The following is a 14,561-nucleotide window of genomic DNA, read 5'->3' on the forward strand; positions in this document are numbered from 1 at the left end:
GCACCATGGCACAGGGCTCGGTCCAGGTGACGCACACCGGCACGGCGCGATGGCGGCGGCGCACGGGCGAGTACGACTCCCTCGCCTCGGCCCTGGAAGCGGCGGCCGACGGGGACGTGCTGTCCGTCGCGCCCGGAACCTACCGGGAGAACCTGGTCGTCACGCGCGCGGTCACGCTGCGCGGCGCGGAGGGTTCGCGCGGCAGCGTGCGCATCGCTCCCCCCGACGGGGTCGCCCTGACCGTACGGGCCTCCGCCGCGCTGCAGGACCTGCACGTCGAGGGGCACGACGCGGCGGCGCCCGCGCTCGTCGTCGAGGACGGCGCCCCGGAGCTGTCCGGCCTGCGCATCGTGACCCGCTCCGCGGTGGGCATCGAGGTGCGCGGCGGCTCCCGGCCGACGGTGCGTCAGTGCACGGTCGACAATGCGGGCGGCGTCGGCATCAGCGTGCTGGACGGTGCGGGCGGCGTGTTCGAGGAGTGCGAGGTGGTGGCCGCCGGCCAGTCGGGAATCGCGGTCCACGGCGGGGCGCATCCGCGCCTGGAGCGCTGCCGGGTGCACCACGCGTCGGGCGCCGGGCTCTCCCTCACGGGCGAGGGCAGTTCGCTGGAGGCGGTGGGCTGCGAGGTGTACGAGGTGCGGGGCGCCGGAGTGCAGGTGGCCTCCAGAGCCGCCGGCCGGCTGACCGACTGCCGGGTCCACCGCACGTCCGGTGACGGCGTGACGCTGGACACCGACGCCGTGCTCTCCCTCGTCGACTGTGACATCCACGACGTTCCGGAGAACGGGGTGGACCTGCGCTCCCGTTCGGTGCTGTCGATGACGCGCTCGGCGATCCGCCGGTTCGGGCGCAACGGCCTGTCCGTCTGGGATCCGGGCACGCGTGTCGACGCCGACCTGTGCGAGATCCACGACAGCAAGGGCGACTATCCGGCGGTCTGGATCAGCGACGGGGCGACCGCCTCCCTCGGCTCCTGCCGCGTGCACGACGTCCCGGACGCCCTGTTCGTCCTCGACCGCGGTTCCCACGTCGACGTGGTCGACAGCGACCTCTCCCAGGTCCGCAACACGGCGGTGTCGGTGAGTGACGGGGCGTCGGCCCAGCTGGCCGGGTGCCGGATCCGCGAGGCGGGCACGGGCGCCTGGTTCCGCGACCACGGCAGCGGCGGCTCCATGGCGGGCTGCACCATCGACGCCGCGGCGACGGGCGTCATCGTCACCAAGGGCGCCGACCCCGCCGTCGAGCAGTGCACGGTGAGTTCGCCGGTGGAGGCGGGCTTCTACGTGTCGGCGGGCGGCCGGGGCACGTTCCACGAGTGCCGGGTGACGGGCAGCGGCGGCTACGGCTTCCACGTCATCGACGGCTGCCGCTCGACGCTCACCCGCTGCCGCACCGAGCGCTGCGAGCGCGGTGGTTACGAGTTCGCCGAGGCCGGCCCCGTCAGCGAGGGCTGTACGAGCGACGAGCCCGTGACGTCGGCGGCCGTGGCCGCGCTGCCCTCCGGGGGCGGCGCGGGCGCGGCGCCGGTGGCGACGGCCGTCCCGCGGACGGTGCTGAAGCCGGTGGCCGTGCCGGTGCAGCGCTCGGCCGAGGAGGCGTCGCCCGCGCCCGCCACCGGGCCCGGGGCGCGCGCCTCGGTGACCGTGCTGCAGGAACTGGACGCGCTGGTGGGCCTGGAGAGCGTCAAGAAGGAGGTCCGCGCCCTCACCGACATGATCGAGGTCGGGCGGCGCCGGCGGGAGGCCGGGCTGAAGGCCGCCTCGGTCCGCCGGCACCTGGTGTTCACGGGCTCGCCCGGCACGGGCAAGACGACGGTGGCCCGGCTCTACGGCGAGATCCTCGCCTCGCTCGGCGTGCTGGAGCGCGGCCATCTGGTCGAGGTGTCGCGCGTGGACCTGGTGGGCGAGCACATCGGCTCGACGGCCATCCGCACCCAGGAGGCCTTCGACCGGGCCCGCGGGGGCGTGCTGTTCATCGACGAGGCGTACGCGCTCGCCCCGGAGGACTCGGGGCGCGACTTCGGCCGGGAGGCCATCGACACCCTGGTGAAGCTGATGGAGGACCACCGCGACGAGGTCGTGGTGATCGTCGCCGGCTACACCGAAGAGATGGAGCGCTTCCTGACCGTCAATCCGGGCGTGGCCTCGCGGTTCTCACGCACCATCACCTTCGGCGACTACGACGCGGAGGAGCTGCTGCGCATCGTGCGGCGGCAGGCGGACGAGCATGAGTACCGGATCGGAGCGGGGGCGTCGGAGGCCCTGCTCCAGTACTTCCGCGACATCCCGAGGGGGCCCGCGTTCGGCAACGGCCGTACGGCGCGGCAGACCTTCGAGGCGATGGTCGAGCGGCACGCGGGCCGGGTCGCGCAGCTGGCCGACCCGAGCACCGACGACCTCACCCTGCTCTACGCCGAGGATCTGCCGGCGCTGCCCTGAGGGGGCACGGGCATCCAGGCGGCGAGGCGCGCGAGCAGGGCCGCGCGGGTCCGGGCGAACTCGGGGTCGGACTGGTACTGGGAGTGGCCCAGGATGCCCGCGGGCAGCGGATGTTCGGCGGTCCGGCCGTAGGCGAGGGGGTCCTTGAGGGGGCCGTGGTCCACGGCGGCGACGCCGGCGCCGTCACCGTCGCCGGGGAGGCTGACGGGGCCGCCGATGGGGTCGGTGAGCCGCCACAGGTTGCACCAGCAGTGGACGTCGTCGTGGAGGGCGGCGAGCTTCACGGGGCCGAAGTAGGCGGGGAACCAGCGGCCGTAGAGCCGCTCCAGGGGCGAGCCGTAGGTGAGCAGTGCGACGCGGCTGCGCGTGGCGGCGGGCAGCTGCCAGACGGCGGCCGCGGCGAGGACGCTGCCCTGGGAGTGGCCGGAGATGACGAGGCGGCCGCCGGTGCGTTCGGTCCAGGTGCGCATCCGCCAGGTGAGGTCGGGGACGGCGCGCTCGGCGTAGCAGGGCGGGGCGAAGGGGTGGGCGGCGCGCGGCCAGAAGGTGCCGACGTCCCAGAGGATGCCGACGGTGCGCCGGGCGGCGGGGTCGCGGTAGGCGCGGCGGCCCCAGGCGATCAGCAGGACGAAGCCGAGGCCGACGCACCACGAGCCGAGCGCCTGGGCGGTCTGGGCGACGTCCTCGACGGCGGCGGGGGCGCCCCCGGCAGCCCGGCCCGGGACGTCGTGGGTGCCCCAGGCGCCGGCGACCGCGCCGCCGCCGAGGAGGAGCGTGAGCGCGGCGACGGTGCCGAGCACCCAGGGGGTGGCGTCGGTGAGCCCGGCGCGGGCGATGCTGCCGGCGATGGCGCGCGTACGGGCCTGCTCGTGCCGCTCGTCGGGATAGCCGTCGGGGACGGTGCGGCACAGGCGTTTGCGCAGGCGCAGGGTGCGGGCGGCCAGAACGAGGAGCAGCAGGAGCAGGACGGCGAAGAGCGGCGGGATGACGGACGCCTGCCAGGTGAGCAGCACCGGCGGGCCGCCGATCGGGCCGTCGCCCATGCCGGGGGTGGCCGGGCCGTCGAGCCAGTCCGCGACGCGGTGGGCGACGCCCGCGGTCATGACGCCGCCGAGGGCGCAGGCGAGGGTGGCGACGGCGGGGCCGGCGAGGCCGCCCAGCGGGGTCCGCTCGACGGGGGCGGCGCGGTGCAGCCGGCGGGCGGCGAGCGCGAGGAGGAGGACGAGGGCGCCCTGCCCGAGGGCGATGAGGCCGAAGACGCGGTCGCCGGGGAGCATGCCGTGGGACTGCCAGCCGGGGCGGTCCCAGGCGGCGTACACGGCGGAGAGCAGGAGCAGGCCGAGCGCGGTGAAGGGCAGGGCGGCGACGGTGAGGCGGTCGGCCGTGTGGTCGGGGGCGTCTTCGCTGCGGCCCCTGCGGCAGACGGTGTGGACGACGAACAGGGCGGCGGCGGCCAGGACGGCGCCGAGGATCCGGCCCAGGGCGTCGAGGGCGGGGCTGCCGCCCGGTGCGCGGTCGTGGTGGGAGGCGGCCTGGACGAGGAAGGCGGCGACGGTGAGCAGGGCCGCGGCGGTGTGGGCGGCGCGCAGCCGGGCGACGATGCGCCGCCCGTACCAGAAGCCGGGCAGGCACAGGGCGGGGCGCCTGCGGGCCGCGTGGCCGTCCTCGCCGGGGCCGGGACGGACGGGCGGCTGGGTCTCGTACGCGCTCCAGGTGCGGCGGGAGAGGAGCCACAGCAGGCCGGTCACGGCGGCCGGCACGGCGGCGGCGAGGGCGAGCCGGCGGCCCGGCGGGCTCCACCAGCCGCCCCGGTCGGCGGACATGAAGCCGAGCCAGGCCTTGCCCGAGGAGCAGGCGGGCGTGCCCGCGCACTGCCAGGCCGTCAGGTCGAGGGCCACCTCGCAAGCCGCCGCGGTGAGCAGGACGGTGAGGGTGAGGGCGACGAGGCGCACCAGAAGACCGTAGGCCCGTGTGGTCGTGGTGCGGCCTTCGGAGGTGGGGCGCATCCAGTGGGCGAGGTTGATGACCATGAAGGGCAGGAGCACCAGCCAGAGCGCGCGGGAGCCGTCGCCGGAGGTGAGGTTGGACCACACGTAGGCCTCGCGGACGGGCTCGCGGCGGTGGTCACCGGGGCGGTCCTCGGCGTCGAGGTCGCCCGTGCGGCGGTGGATGCCCGCGACGGCGTCGCCCGTGACGCGCACGGTGCGCGGATCGTCCAGCATGGCCTGCGGGGTGGTGCCCCCGACGCCGTGCACGAGCAGCTCCAGGGCGAGCCCGGAGGCTGCCGCGGGCGTGGGCGCCTGTGCTTCGGTTTTCGGCGTCTTTGCTGTCTTCGGCGCTTCGGTCTTCGCCGTCTTCGCCGTCTTCGCCGTCTGGGGTCGTTCGTCCGCTGTCACCGCGTCCCCCGGTCCTGCTGTGTCGTACCGTCAACCAGCATGGTGCCAGGGGCCGCTGACAGTGCGGGGCGTCGTCGGCAGGATAGGCCCGTTCGTGATCCGGCCGAACGAAGACGATCGTTGCGGCGTGCCGCGTGGGAGGATGAGCGCGCACGACTGCCGGTGGCTGACCGGAAAGGACGGGCCGGGTGAGCGACAACCAGAACCTCCTGGCGGAGCAGCGGCGTGCGCTGATCCTCGACGAGGTCAGGAGGCGCGGTGGGGTGCGGGTCAACGAACTGACGCGGAGGCTCAATGTCTCGGACATGACGGTCCGCCGGGATCTGGACGCGCTGGCCCGGCTGGGCATGGTGGAGAAGGTGCACGGCGGAGCGGTGCCGGTCGCGGAGGCCACGGCGCACGAGCCGGGCTTCGAGGCGAAGTCGGCGCTGGAGATGGCCGCCAAGGAGGACATCGCGCGGGCGGCGGTGCCGATGGCGCCGCCGGGCAGTGCGATAGCGCTCGCGGGCGGGACGACCGTGTTCGCGCTGGCGCAGCGGCTGGTGGACGTTCCCGACCTGACGGTGGTGACGAACTCGGTGCGGGCGGCCGACGTCTTCCACAGCTCCCAGCGGCCGGTGACGGCGGCGGGGCCGTCGGCCCGGCCGGGGGCGGCCACAGTGGTGCTGACGGGCGGGGTGCGCACGCCCTCGGACACGCTGGTGGGGCCGGTCGCGGACGCGGCGATCCGCTCGCTCCACTTCGACGTGCTGTTCATCGGGGTGCACGGCATATCCGCGGAGGCGGGGCTGTCGACGCCGAACCTGGCGGAGGCGGAGACCAACCGGCACTTCGTGCGGTCGGCCCGGCGCGTGGTGGTCCTTGCGGACCACACCAAATGGGGGACGGTGGGGCTGAGTTCGTTCGCAACGCTGGAGGAGGTGGATGCGCTGGTCACGGACGCGGGTCTGCCGGAGGCGGCGCGGCGGGAGATCGCCGAGCGGCTGCCGGAGCTGGTGGTGGCCGACGCTTCCGGGGACTCCACGACGTGCGGCGGCGTGCCGGGCTGAGGCGCGCGGCGTCAGTCCGGCCAGTGCCCGGTGGCCAGGAAGGTGGTGATGGCTCCGGCGTACGGGCCGATGTCCAGGCCCTGTCCGGCGAGCCAGGCGTCGGAGTAGTACGTGTCGAGGTAGCGCTCGCCGGGGTCGCAGATGAGGGTGACGATGCTGCCCTTGGTGCCGTTGCCGGCCATCTCCGCAACGATCTTCAGTGCGCTCCACAGGCCGGTGCCGGTGGAGCCGCCCGCCTTGCGGCCGATGGCCTCGTCGAGCGCGCGCACGGCCGCGATGCTCGCGGCGTCAGGGACCTTCATCATCCGGTCGATCACGCCCGGCATGAAGCTGGGCTCCATGCGCGGCCGGCCGATGCCCTCGATCCGCGAGCCGCGCTCGCCCGTCGCCGTGGGGTCGTGGTTGCGCCAGCCGTCGAAGAAGCAGGAGTACTCGGGGTCGGCGACGCAGATGCGGGTGTCGTACTGCATGTAGCGCACGTAGCGGGCGATGGTGGCGGAGGTGCCGCCGGTGCCCGCGGTGGCGACGATCCAGGCGGGCACGGGGTGGCGCTCGCTGCGCAGCTGGCTGAAGACGGACTCCGCGATGTTGTTGTTGCCGCGCCAGTCCGTGGCCCGTTCGGCGTAGGTGAACTGGTCCATGTAGTGGCCGCCGGAGCGTTCGGCGAGGGCGGCCGCCTCCGCGTACATCTTGCGGGGGTCGTCGACGAAGTGGCACCGGCCGCCGTGGAACTCGATGAGGCGGCACTTCTCGCGGCTGGTGGTGCTGGGCATGACGGCGACGAAGGGCACGCCGATCAGGCTCGCGAAGTACGCCTCGGAGACGGCGGTGGAGCCGCTGGAGGCCTCGACGACCGGGGCCTCGGGGCGGATCCAGCCGTTGCACAGCCCGTGCAGGAAGAGCGAGCGGGCGAGACGGTGTTTGAGGCTGCCCGTGGGGTGGGTGGACTCGTCCTTGAGGTAGAGGTCGATGCCCCATTCCTCGGGCAGCGGGAAGCGCAGCAGGTGGGTGTCGGCCGAGCGGTTCGCATCGGCCTGGACCTTGCGGACCGCTTCGCTGAGCCAGGCGCGGTAGGCCGGGTCGCTGCGGTCGACGTCGGTGGTGTGCACGCCGCCTCTCCCGTTCCATCCGGGCCCATGCGGAGCACTCGGACGTTTCGATCATAAATGGGCACTGGTGCGTGAGCCCCCTCACGGGCAGACTGCGCACGAGGCACACGAATCGGCCGGGGAGGCGGTTGGCGTGGCGGAGCCGGAGTTCCAGGAGCCGGAGTTCACTGCGACCGGGGTGCGGATCGAGCGGTCCCTCCGCTCGCTCACCCGGGCGGGCCAGGTGAAGATCAAGGACGGCAGGCTGGAGCTGCTCACCAGCTACGGCCGGGAGATCGACAGCGCTCCCCTGGGGGCGGTTCACGCGAGCAAGCCGTGGTTCGCCGGCCGGGACCGCGCCCGGGCGACGGTGAACGGCACGCGCTACGTCCTGACGCTGGGCCGGCTGGAGGATCCCTCGGAGTCCGGGGAGACCACGGGGGAGGCCGCCGTCCGGCGGTTCCTGGAGGCCGTCCGCTCCGGACGCGGCGGTGACGCCAGGGGCTGACGGTGCAGAAGTTGCGCGTCCGGCTGCCGGAGCCGACCCTTGACTCGTACCAGCATCACTGAGGGTTCGCGGACGGTTACGCTCTGGATGAGTAGCCGCCGCGCGGCTCGGCAGCCACCGCCGCCGGCCCGGCCCCAGCGCGTGCCAGAACGCGTTCCTGAATCAGGCTAGCCCTACTTCTTTCCAGGGAGTCGCAGCCGTGATCAGCCGACCGAACAAGCACTGCACCGTAGAGCTCCAGGCTCTTCCGCCGCGGATCGGCCAGGTCCGCAGAATCGTATCTGCGCAATTGCGGTACTGGAATCTCGATCCCCTCATCGACCCCGCGGCACTGTGCGTCACCGAGCTCCTCACCAACGTGCACCAGCATGCCGAACCGGACAAACGCTGCACCGTCGAGATCGTCCTCGTGCTGGACCGGCTCACCGTCTCGGTCCGCGACCACGACCCGCGCCTGCCCCGCCTCGCCGACGCCGACACCGGCAGCACGCACGGCCGCGGCCTCGCCCTGATCGCGGCGGTCAGCGACAGCTGGGGGGTGCAGGAGCGCCACGACGGCGGCAAGGTCGTCTGGTTCTCGCTGCCCGTCCCGGAACACGCGTCCGCCGCCCGGCAGGCCCGCGACGACCGGACGACCGTCACCCTCGAACAGCCCGCCCCGGCTCTGCCACTCCTGGAGGAGCCCGCCTTCGAGCAGCCCGCCCCCGCCCGCCCGGCGGCCGCGGTGCGGGGCCTCTCCCCCGTCCGCTCCGCCGTTCCCGGCTGACCGGACGGGGGTTCCCGGCGTCCGGGACGGATGCGCGGCGCTCATTTACGGACTTGCTCGCCGTTACGGCGGAGGGGTGCGCAGGAACGGGGGCGCCCCGTCATCACCACTGCCGCAACAGCCCTCCGCCGCAACGGCGAGCAACCACAGCCGCGGGATCCGGCGGCGCACGGTCGGCGCCGAGGCCGTCCGGCAACCGCAGGAGCCCCGGCGGCGTCAACGGCACGCGCCCGCGCTCACGACGCACCGCGCTTACCGGGAGCCCCGAAGTGCTCCTCCAGGACGGAGACGCGCCGCCAGTACTCGTCCTCGTCGATATCGCCGGCGGCGAACCGGCGGCCGAGGACAGTCAGCGGGGAGTGCTCGGCGCGCGCCTGACGCTGGTGCCAGGGGGCGCGGCCGCCGCGCCACACGGTGCGGCGCAGGACGGTGACGACGCCGATGACGACGGCCGCCCAGACGAGCGGGAAGAAGAGAATCCAGGGGCCGGGGCCGCCGTCGGCCAGGGCGTGGGCGAGGGTGCTCATGAGAGCTCGCCTCCTCGGTGGTGAAAGGGTGCCGGCGGCGGTTTGCCGCCCACCACCGAGCCTCCTCGCCGAGGGCCTCCCGGTCGTCGTACGGCCGGCTGCAGTGCCGCTGCGGCGCGGGGAGTACGCGGGGGTGGAGCGCGTACTCCGCGGCGCGTCGCGCGGTCCGCCGCGTGCGGTCGCGGCCGGCGTGCCCGTCCGGCCGTCAGCCCAGGACCGTCAGCGGGTCGTCCAGGACGGGCTGCCAGGCCGCTTCGGCCGCGCCGATGAGGCTGTTGAAGTCGAGCGTGCAGGGCAGGATCGGCACGCTGCCGCTGCGGCCCCACAGGCTGCGGTCGGCGACGACGGCGCGCAGCCGCTCGGGGTCGGCGTCCAGCAGGGCGCGGTGGAGCCCGCCGAGGATGATGCGGTCGGGGTTGAGGATGTTGACGAGGCCCGCGAGGCCGAGGCCGAGCCGGTCGACGATCAGCTCGGCGGCGGCGCGGACGGCCGGGTCGGCGTACTCCGTACGGAGCAGGTCGCGGGCCTGCTGCAGCAGGGACACCTCGGGGCCGGGGGTGCGGCCGGCCGCCGTGAGGAAGGCGAGCGGGTCGGTCTCGACGTCCAGGCAGCCGCGGCTGCCGCAGTGGCAGGGCAGGCCGGCCGGGTTGACGGTGAGGTGGCCGACCTCCAGGGCGAGGCCGGAACTGCCGCTGTGCAGGCGGCCGTCGAGGACGAGCGCGCCGCCGACGCCGCGGTGGCCCGTGGCCACGCAGAGCAGGTGGCGCGCGCCGCGGCCGGCGCCGTGCCGGTGCTCGGCGAGCGCCGCGAGGTTGACGTCGTTGCCGGTGACGCCGGTGGCGGGGCCCTCACCGGGGCCCGGGACGCCGGCCTTGGCCAGGGCTTCGGTGAACAGCCGGCGGACCGGTGCCCCGGCGGGCCAGGAGAGGTGCAGCGGATTGAGGGCGGTGCCGTCCGGTTCGGCGACGGCCGAGGGGACGGCGAGGCCCGCGCCCAGGCAGCGGCGGCCCGTCTCGCGCAGCAGGCCGGCGCCCGCCTCGACGACGGCGTCGATGATGTGCGACGGGTCGGCGGGGACGGTCATGCAGCCGGGCGCGGTGGCGACCATCCGCCCGCCGAGGCCGACGAGGGCGGCGCGGAAGCCGTCGGCGTGGATCTGGGCGGCGAGCACCACGGGGCCGCCGGGCGCGACGGAGAGCCGGTGCGAGGGGCGGCCCTGGGAGCCGGCGGCCGCGGGGTGGGCGTCGACGGTGATCAGTCCGAGGGCCTCCAGCTCGGCGGCGACGGCACCGGCGGTCGCGCGCGTCACCCCGAGTTCGGCGGTGAGCACGGCGCGCGTGGGGGCGCGGCCGGTGTGTACGAGCTCCAGGGCCGGGCCGAGGGCGCCGCGGCCACGCTCCAAACGTGTTGTCCGAGTCTGGGTCACGCCCCTATTGTGACTTTGTGCCGACACTAAACAAAATACGGACGGCTCTTCTGGGCGACACGCGGACGGTCCTTCCGGGCGAACGACGCCCGGACCGGGGCGGTCCCGCCCTCCGCCGGCTCCGTATCGCCCTCACTCTGTTCTTCGCCCTCGACGGCTTCCTGTTCGCCGGCTGGGTGGTCCGGATCCCCGCCATCAAGGAGCAGACCGGCGCGTCCGCGGGCGCCCTGGGACTGGCACTGCTCGGTTTGTCGGCGGGTGCCGTGGCCACCATGGTGCTGACCGGGCGGCTGTGCCGCCGGTTCGGGAGCCACCTGGTGACGGTCGTCGCCGGCGTGCTGATGTCCGCGGGGATCGCGCTCCCGCCCCTGACCCACTCGGCAACGGCCCTCGGCCTGGTGCTGCTCGTCTTCGGTGCCGCCTACGGCGGCATCAACGTCGCCATGAACAGCGCGGCCGTCGACCTCGTCGCGGCGCTGCGCAGGCCCGTGATGCCCAGCTTCCACGCCGCGTTCAGCCTCGGCGGGATGCTCGGCGCGGGGCTGGGCGGGCTGGTCGCGGGGCACCTCTCCCCCACCCGGCACCTGCTGCTCCTGACCCTGGCCGGGCTCGCGGTCACGGCGGCCGCGGGGCGCACGCTCCTGGCGCACCCCGCGCCGCAAGCCGAGCGGCCGGTGCCCGCACCGGCGGCGGACGGCGGCGGTCCGCGCCGCGGCAACCGGACCGTCGCCCTCTTCGGGGTGATCGCCCTGTGCACGGCCTACGGGGAAGGGGCCCTCGCCGACTGGGGCGCGCTGCACCTGCAGCAGGACCTCGGGGTCCACGCGGGCGTCGCGGCCGCCGGCTACTCCGTCTTCGCGCTGGCCATGACCCTCGGCCGGCTCAGCGGCACCTTCCTCCTCGAACGCCTCGGCCAGACCACGGCGTTGGTCGCGGGCGGGGCGGCGGCCGCGGGCGGCATGCTGCTCGGGGCGCTGGCGCCCACGGTGTGGGCGGCGCTCGCGGGCTTCGCCGTCACGGGTCTGGGCCTGGCCAACATCTTCCCCGTCGCGGTCGGGCGGGCCGGTGAGCTGGGCGGCCCGGGCGGCGTGGCCGCGGCCTCCACCTTCGGCTACGGCGGGATGCTGATCGGGCCGCCGGTCATCGGCCTCCTCGCCGACGCGTCGTCCCTGCCCGTCGCCCTGACCACCGTCGCGGGCCTCGCGGCCGTGGCGGCGGCGATCGCCTACGCCACCCGCCGCACGGTCTCCGGACCGCGCTGACCTGCGGGTCCGCCCACCGCGCGACGGCGTTGTCAGTGGCGGCTGACACAATCCGAGGGCGTGGACGGAAGGGGTGGGCCATGAGAGCCGAGCAGGAGGACTGGCGCTGCGGCGGGGTGCGCTGGGGGGCCGCCGGGCCGGCCCTCGTCTGGCTGCATCCCGCGCACGGGGAGCGCAGCACTCCTCTGCCCGCGGGGCGTCCGGTCGCCTTCACGACGGGTGCCGCGCGGCGCTGCGTGGGGGTTCGCAGGGGCGGCCGGCGCACCCCGTGTCCCGTGGGCGCGGAGGTGGCGCCTACAGCGGTGTCGGCGCAGTGCGCGGAGTGTGCGCGGCTCGACCGCTCGCATTCGGTCGCGGCCGACACCGCTCTCGACGACCCGCGCCCGTACGACGTGTACCTGGCCTGGTCCGTGCCCGGCGCGGTGAAGGTCGGGATCACCGCGGCCGAGCGCGAGGGCGTCCGCCTGCTCGAACAGGCCGCTCTGTCCTACGCCCTGCTGGGGCGCGGGCCGCTGATGGCCGCGCGCCGTGCGGAGGCCGTGCTCGGCGCGGCGCTGTCGGTCCCCGACCGCATCCCGTACGCCGCCAAGCGGGCCGCCCGCTGCCCCACGCCGGCCCAGGAGCTGCGGACGGCCGAGCTGGCGAGCCTGCACGCGCGGGCGTGCGAGCCGGCCACGCTGCCGGAGTCACTGGCGGTACTGCCCTTCGCCCCGGTGCACCACGACGCGGCCTTCCACCTCGGCCGGCTGCGGCCGGGCTGCGGGACGGTCGTCCTCGCTCCCGGGCGCACCATAGCGGGCACGGTCGCCGCCGTTGCCGGGCCCGACCTGTATCTGGACGCGGCGGACGGGCGGCAGCTGCTGGTGGACGCCCGGCAGCTGGCCGGGTGGGCGCTCACGGCCGCGGCGCCGGGTGCGGAGACCACCGCGGAGGTGCTGATACGGCCGCCCGCGGCCGCCGGTCCCGAGGCGCTGTTCTGACCCGCCGCGCCGTACGGCGGCGGGTTCAGCCCAGCCAGCCGGGGCGGACGAGCCCGCTCTCGTAGGCGAGGACGACGAGCTGCGCCCGGTCGCGGGCGCCCAGCTTGACCATCGCGCGGCTGACGTGGGTCTTGGCGGTCAGGGGGCTGACGACGAGCCGCCGCGCGATCTCCTCGTTGGACAGGCCGATGCCGACGAGCGTCATCACTTCGCGCTCACGGTCGGTCAGCTCCGCGAGGCCGGGCGCCTCGGCGGGCTCCTTGGAGCGCGCGGCGAACTCGGCGATGAGGCGGCGGGTCACGCTCGGCGAGAGCAGGGCGTCGCCGTGGACCACGGCCCGCACCGCGCGCAGCAGTTCCTCCGGTTCGGTGTCCTTGACCAGGAAGCCCGAGGCGCCGGAGCGGATCGCCTCGAAGACGTACTCGTCCAGTTCGAAGGTGGTGAGCATGATGACCTTCACGTCCGCCAGGGCCGGGTCCCCGGTGATCCGGCGGGTGGCGGCGAGGCCGTCGAGGACGGGCATGCGGATGTCCATGAGGACGGTGTCGGGGCGCAGTTCGCAGACGAGCGCGAGCGCCTCCTCGCCGTCGGCGGCCTCCCCGGCGACGGCAATGTCGGGCTGGGCGTCCAGCAGGGCGCGGAAGCCGGCGCGGACGAGCATCTGGTCGTCCGCGAGCACCACACGGATCACCTGGGCCTCCTCCGTCGCAGCCGTCGCCTCCCTGGTCTCGTTCATCCTGTCTCCCTCACGGCACCCCACGTCCCACGTCTCATCGCATCTCTCGTCCCGCCGCTCACCACACCTCTTGTCCCGCCCCTCACCGCGCCCCCGTCCCGCCTCGTTCGCCCTGGGGTCCCCGTCGCCCCCGGAGGGGCAGCCGGGCGCGGACGCGGAAGCCTCCGTCCGGGCGGGCGCCCGCCTCGGCGGTGCCGCCCAGGGCCGCCGCCCGCTCGCGCATGCCCACCAGGCCGTTCCCACCGCCGGAGACCGTGCCGGAGAGGGCGGGTCCCGCGTCGTCGACGGTCAGTTCGAGGGCGTCAGGCCCGTAGTGCAGCCGGACGTCGGCCGTGCGGGAGCCGGAGTGGCGGACGATGTTGGTGAGGGCTTCCTGGACGATACGGAAGGCGGCGAGGTCGGCGCCGGGCGGCAGGTCCGTCCGCGGGCCCTCGGTCGTGACGCGCACGTCGAGCCCGGCGCCGGCCGCCTGCCGGATCAGCTCCTGCAGCCGGCCGAGGCCCGGGGCCGGGGAGCGGGGCGCGTCGCCGGGCGTGCGGAGGGTGTCGAGGACCTGGCGGACCTCGCCGAGCGCCTCCTTGCTGGCGGCCTTGATGGTGGTGAGGGCGGCCCGGGCCTGCTCCGGGTGGGTGTCGATGAGGGCGAGCCCCACCCCGGCCTGGACGTTGATGACGGAGATGCTGTGCGCGAGGACGTCGTGCAGCTCACGGGCGATGCGCAGCCGCTCCTCGCCGGCGCGGCGCTGTTCCGCCGCGGCGCGCTCGGCCCGGGCCTGCGCCCACTGCTCACGCCGTACGCGTGCGAACTCGGCCGCGGCGACGAGGGCGACGGCCCAGGCCGCGGGGGCCCACTCCGCTCCCCAGGCGGCAGCTCCGTCGCCGCGCGGCGGCAGCCATCGGTAGAGCCAGTGGGCGATGAGGAGGTGGCCGGCCCACAGCAGGCCGACGGCGGACCAGACGGCGCGGCGGTGCCCCGCGACGACCGCGGTGAAGCAGCTGACGGCAACGCTGAGGAAGACCGGCCCGTAGGGGTAGCCGCCGCCCAGGTAGAGCGCGGCCGCGAGACAGGTGCCGAAGACGGCGGCGACCGGGTGCCGGTGGCGCAGGAGCAGGAAGGCCGGGCCTGCCGTGAGCAGCACGCGCGCGAAGGAGTCCAGCGGGGTCCGGCCGGGCTGGCTGAACGCGGCGTAGTAGCTGCCGGCCTGCTGGAAGGCGGCGACGGCGAGCGCGGACGCCCAGGGCAGGCGGCCCGGGCGGGCCGGCCACCGCTCCCACGGCGGCCCGGCGCCGCGCTCCCGCGCCCACGGCGCCCGTCTCTCGCAGCCCATACGGGCAAAGCTAGCCGCCGCCGGCGGCCGCCGCGTCGGCCGGGCGCGGTGGGCGCGC

Annotated in this window: 12 protein-coding genes; 6 read left to right on the forward strand and 6 right to left on the reverse strand. The window is 75.3% G+C overall.

The window, feature by feature from the left end; genetic code table 11:
- The first annotated feature begins 5 nt into the window (after positions 1 to 5).
- The gene (locus IF61_RS0103975) at positions 6 to 2,438 is read left to right on the forward strand and encodes a right-handed parallel beta-helix repeat-containing protein (protein WP_030364802.1); all 2,433 of its coding nucleotides are present in this window, start codon (positions 6 to 8) and stop codon (positions 2,436 to 2,438) included.
- On the opposite strand, the gene IF61_RS0103980 is transcribed toward IF61_RS0103975, so the two are convergent.
- Positions 2,408 to 4,834 (reverse strand): hypothetical protein, encoded by a 2,427-nt coding sequence (locus tag IF61_RS0103980; RefSeq protein WP_397945293.1) that lies wholly within the window; start codon positions 4,832 to 4,834, stop codon positions 2,408 to 2,410. The genes IF61_RS0103975 and IF61_RS0103980 overlap by 31 nt on opposite strands.
- Positions 4,835 to 5,022: 188 nt before the next feature.
- Between IF61_RS0103980 and IF61_RS0103985 the strand changes: the two genes are divergently transcribed.
- A complete protein-coding gene (locus IF61_RS0103985; protein WP_030364804.1) occupies positions 5,023 to 5,883 on the forward strand; it encodes a DeoR/GlpR family DNA-binding transcription regulator in 861 nt (286 codons plus the stop codon).
- An 11-nt stretch (positions 5,884 to 5,894) separates the two neighbouring features.
- Here IF61_RS0103985 and cds1 read toward each other — a convergent pair whose 3' ends face one another.
- Positions 5,895 to 6,992 carry an L-cysteine desulfhydrase Cds1 gene (gene cds1, locus IF61_RS0103990; protein ID WP_030364805.1) on the reverse strand — a complete coding sequence of 366 codons (1,098 nt, stop codon included), beginning with the start codon at positions 6,990 to 6,992 and terminating at the stop codon, positions 5,895 to 5,897.
- A gap of 133 nt (positions 6,993 to 7,125) precedes the next feature.
- On the opposite strand from cds1, the gene IF61_RS0103995 reads away from it, so the two are divergent.
- Both IF61_RS0103995 and IF61_RS32010 read left to right on the forward strand, forming a co-directional pair.
- A complete protein-coding gene (locus IF61_RS0103995) occupies positions 7,126 to 7,479 on the forward strand; it encodes a hypothetical protein (protein WP_030364806.1) in 354 nt (117 codons plus the stop codon).
- A 199-nt stretch (positions 7,480 to 7,678) separates the two neighbouring features.
- On the forward strand, positions 7,679 to 8,245 hold the full coding sequence (locus IF61_RS32010) for an ATP-binding protein (protein ID WP_043187744.1): 567 nt from the start codon (positions 7,679 to 7,681) through the stop codon (positions 8,243 to 8,245).
- Between the two features lie 236 nt (positions 8,246 to 8,481).
- Here the strand turns inward: IF61_RS32010 and IF61_RS0104005 are convergent, their stop codons facing one another.
- Positions 8,482 to 8,772, reverse strand: coding sequence for an SHOCT domain-containing protein (locus tag IF61_RS0104005; RefSeq protein ID WP_030364808.1), 291 nt, complete (start codon positions 8,770 to 8,772; stop codon positions 8,482 to 8,484).
- A gap of 205 nt (positions 8,773 to 8,977) precedes the next feature.
- A complete protein-coding gene (locus tag IF61_RS0104010) occupies positions 8,978 to 10,198 on the reverse strand; it encodes an ROK family protein (protein WP_030364809.1) in 1,221 nt (406 codons plus the stop codon).
- 17 nt (positions 10,199 to 10,215) lie between these two features.
- Between IF61_RS0104010 and IF61_RS0104015 the strand changes: the two genes are divergently transcribed.
- Together IF61_RS0104015 and IF61_RS0104020 are read left to right on the forward strand one after the other, a co-directional pair.
- Entirely contained in the window at positions 10,216 to 11,460 is a 1,245-nt protein-coding gene (locus IF61_RS0104015; protein ID WP_030364810.1) for an MFS transporter, read from the forward strand.
- An 80-nt stretch (positions 11,461 to 11,540) separates the two neighbouring features.
- A complete protein-coding gene (locus IF61_RS0104020) occupies positions 11,541 to 12,440 on the forward strand; it encodes a DUF2797 domain-containing protein (RefSeq protein WP_030364811.1) in 900 nt (299 codons plus the stop codon).
- Positions 12,441 to 12,465: 25 nt separating this feature from the next.
- Here IF61_RS0104020 and IF61_RS0104025 read toward each other — a convergent pair whose 3' ends face one another.
- Both IF61_RS0104025 and IF61_RS0104030 read right to left on the reverse strand, forming a co-directional pair.
- Positions 12,466 to 13,176 carry a response regulator transcription factor gene (locus IF61_RS0104025; RefSeq protein WP_211264829.1) on the reverse strand — a complete coding sequence of 237 codons (711 nt, stop codon included), beginning with the start codon at positions 13,174 to 13,176 and terminating at the stop codon, positions 12,466 to 12,468.
- An 82-nt stretch (positions 13,177 to 13,258) separates the two neighbouring features.
- Positions 13,259 to 14,503, reverse strand: coding sequence for a sensor histidine kinase (locus IF61_RS0104030; RefSeq protein ID WP_030364813.1), 1,245 nt, complete (start codon positions 14,501 to 14,503; stop codon positions 13,259 to 13,261).
- Positions 14,504 to 14,561 lie beyond the last annotated feature (58 nt).

This window comes from Streptomyces roseoverticillatus, assembly GCF_000719265.1.
GTDB classification, from domain to species: domain Bacteria; phylum Actinomycetota; class Actinomycetes; order Streptomycetales; family Streptomycetaceae; genus Streptomyces; species Streptomyces roseoverticillatus.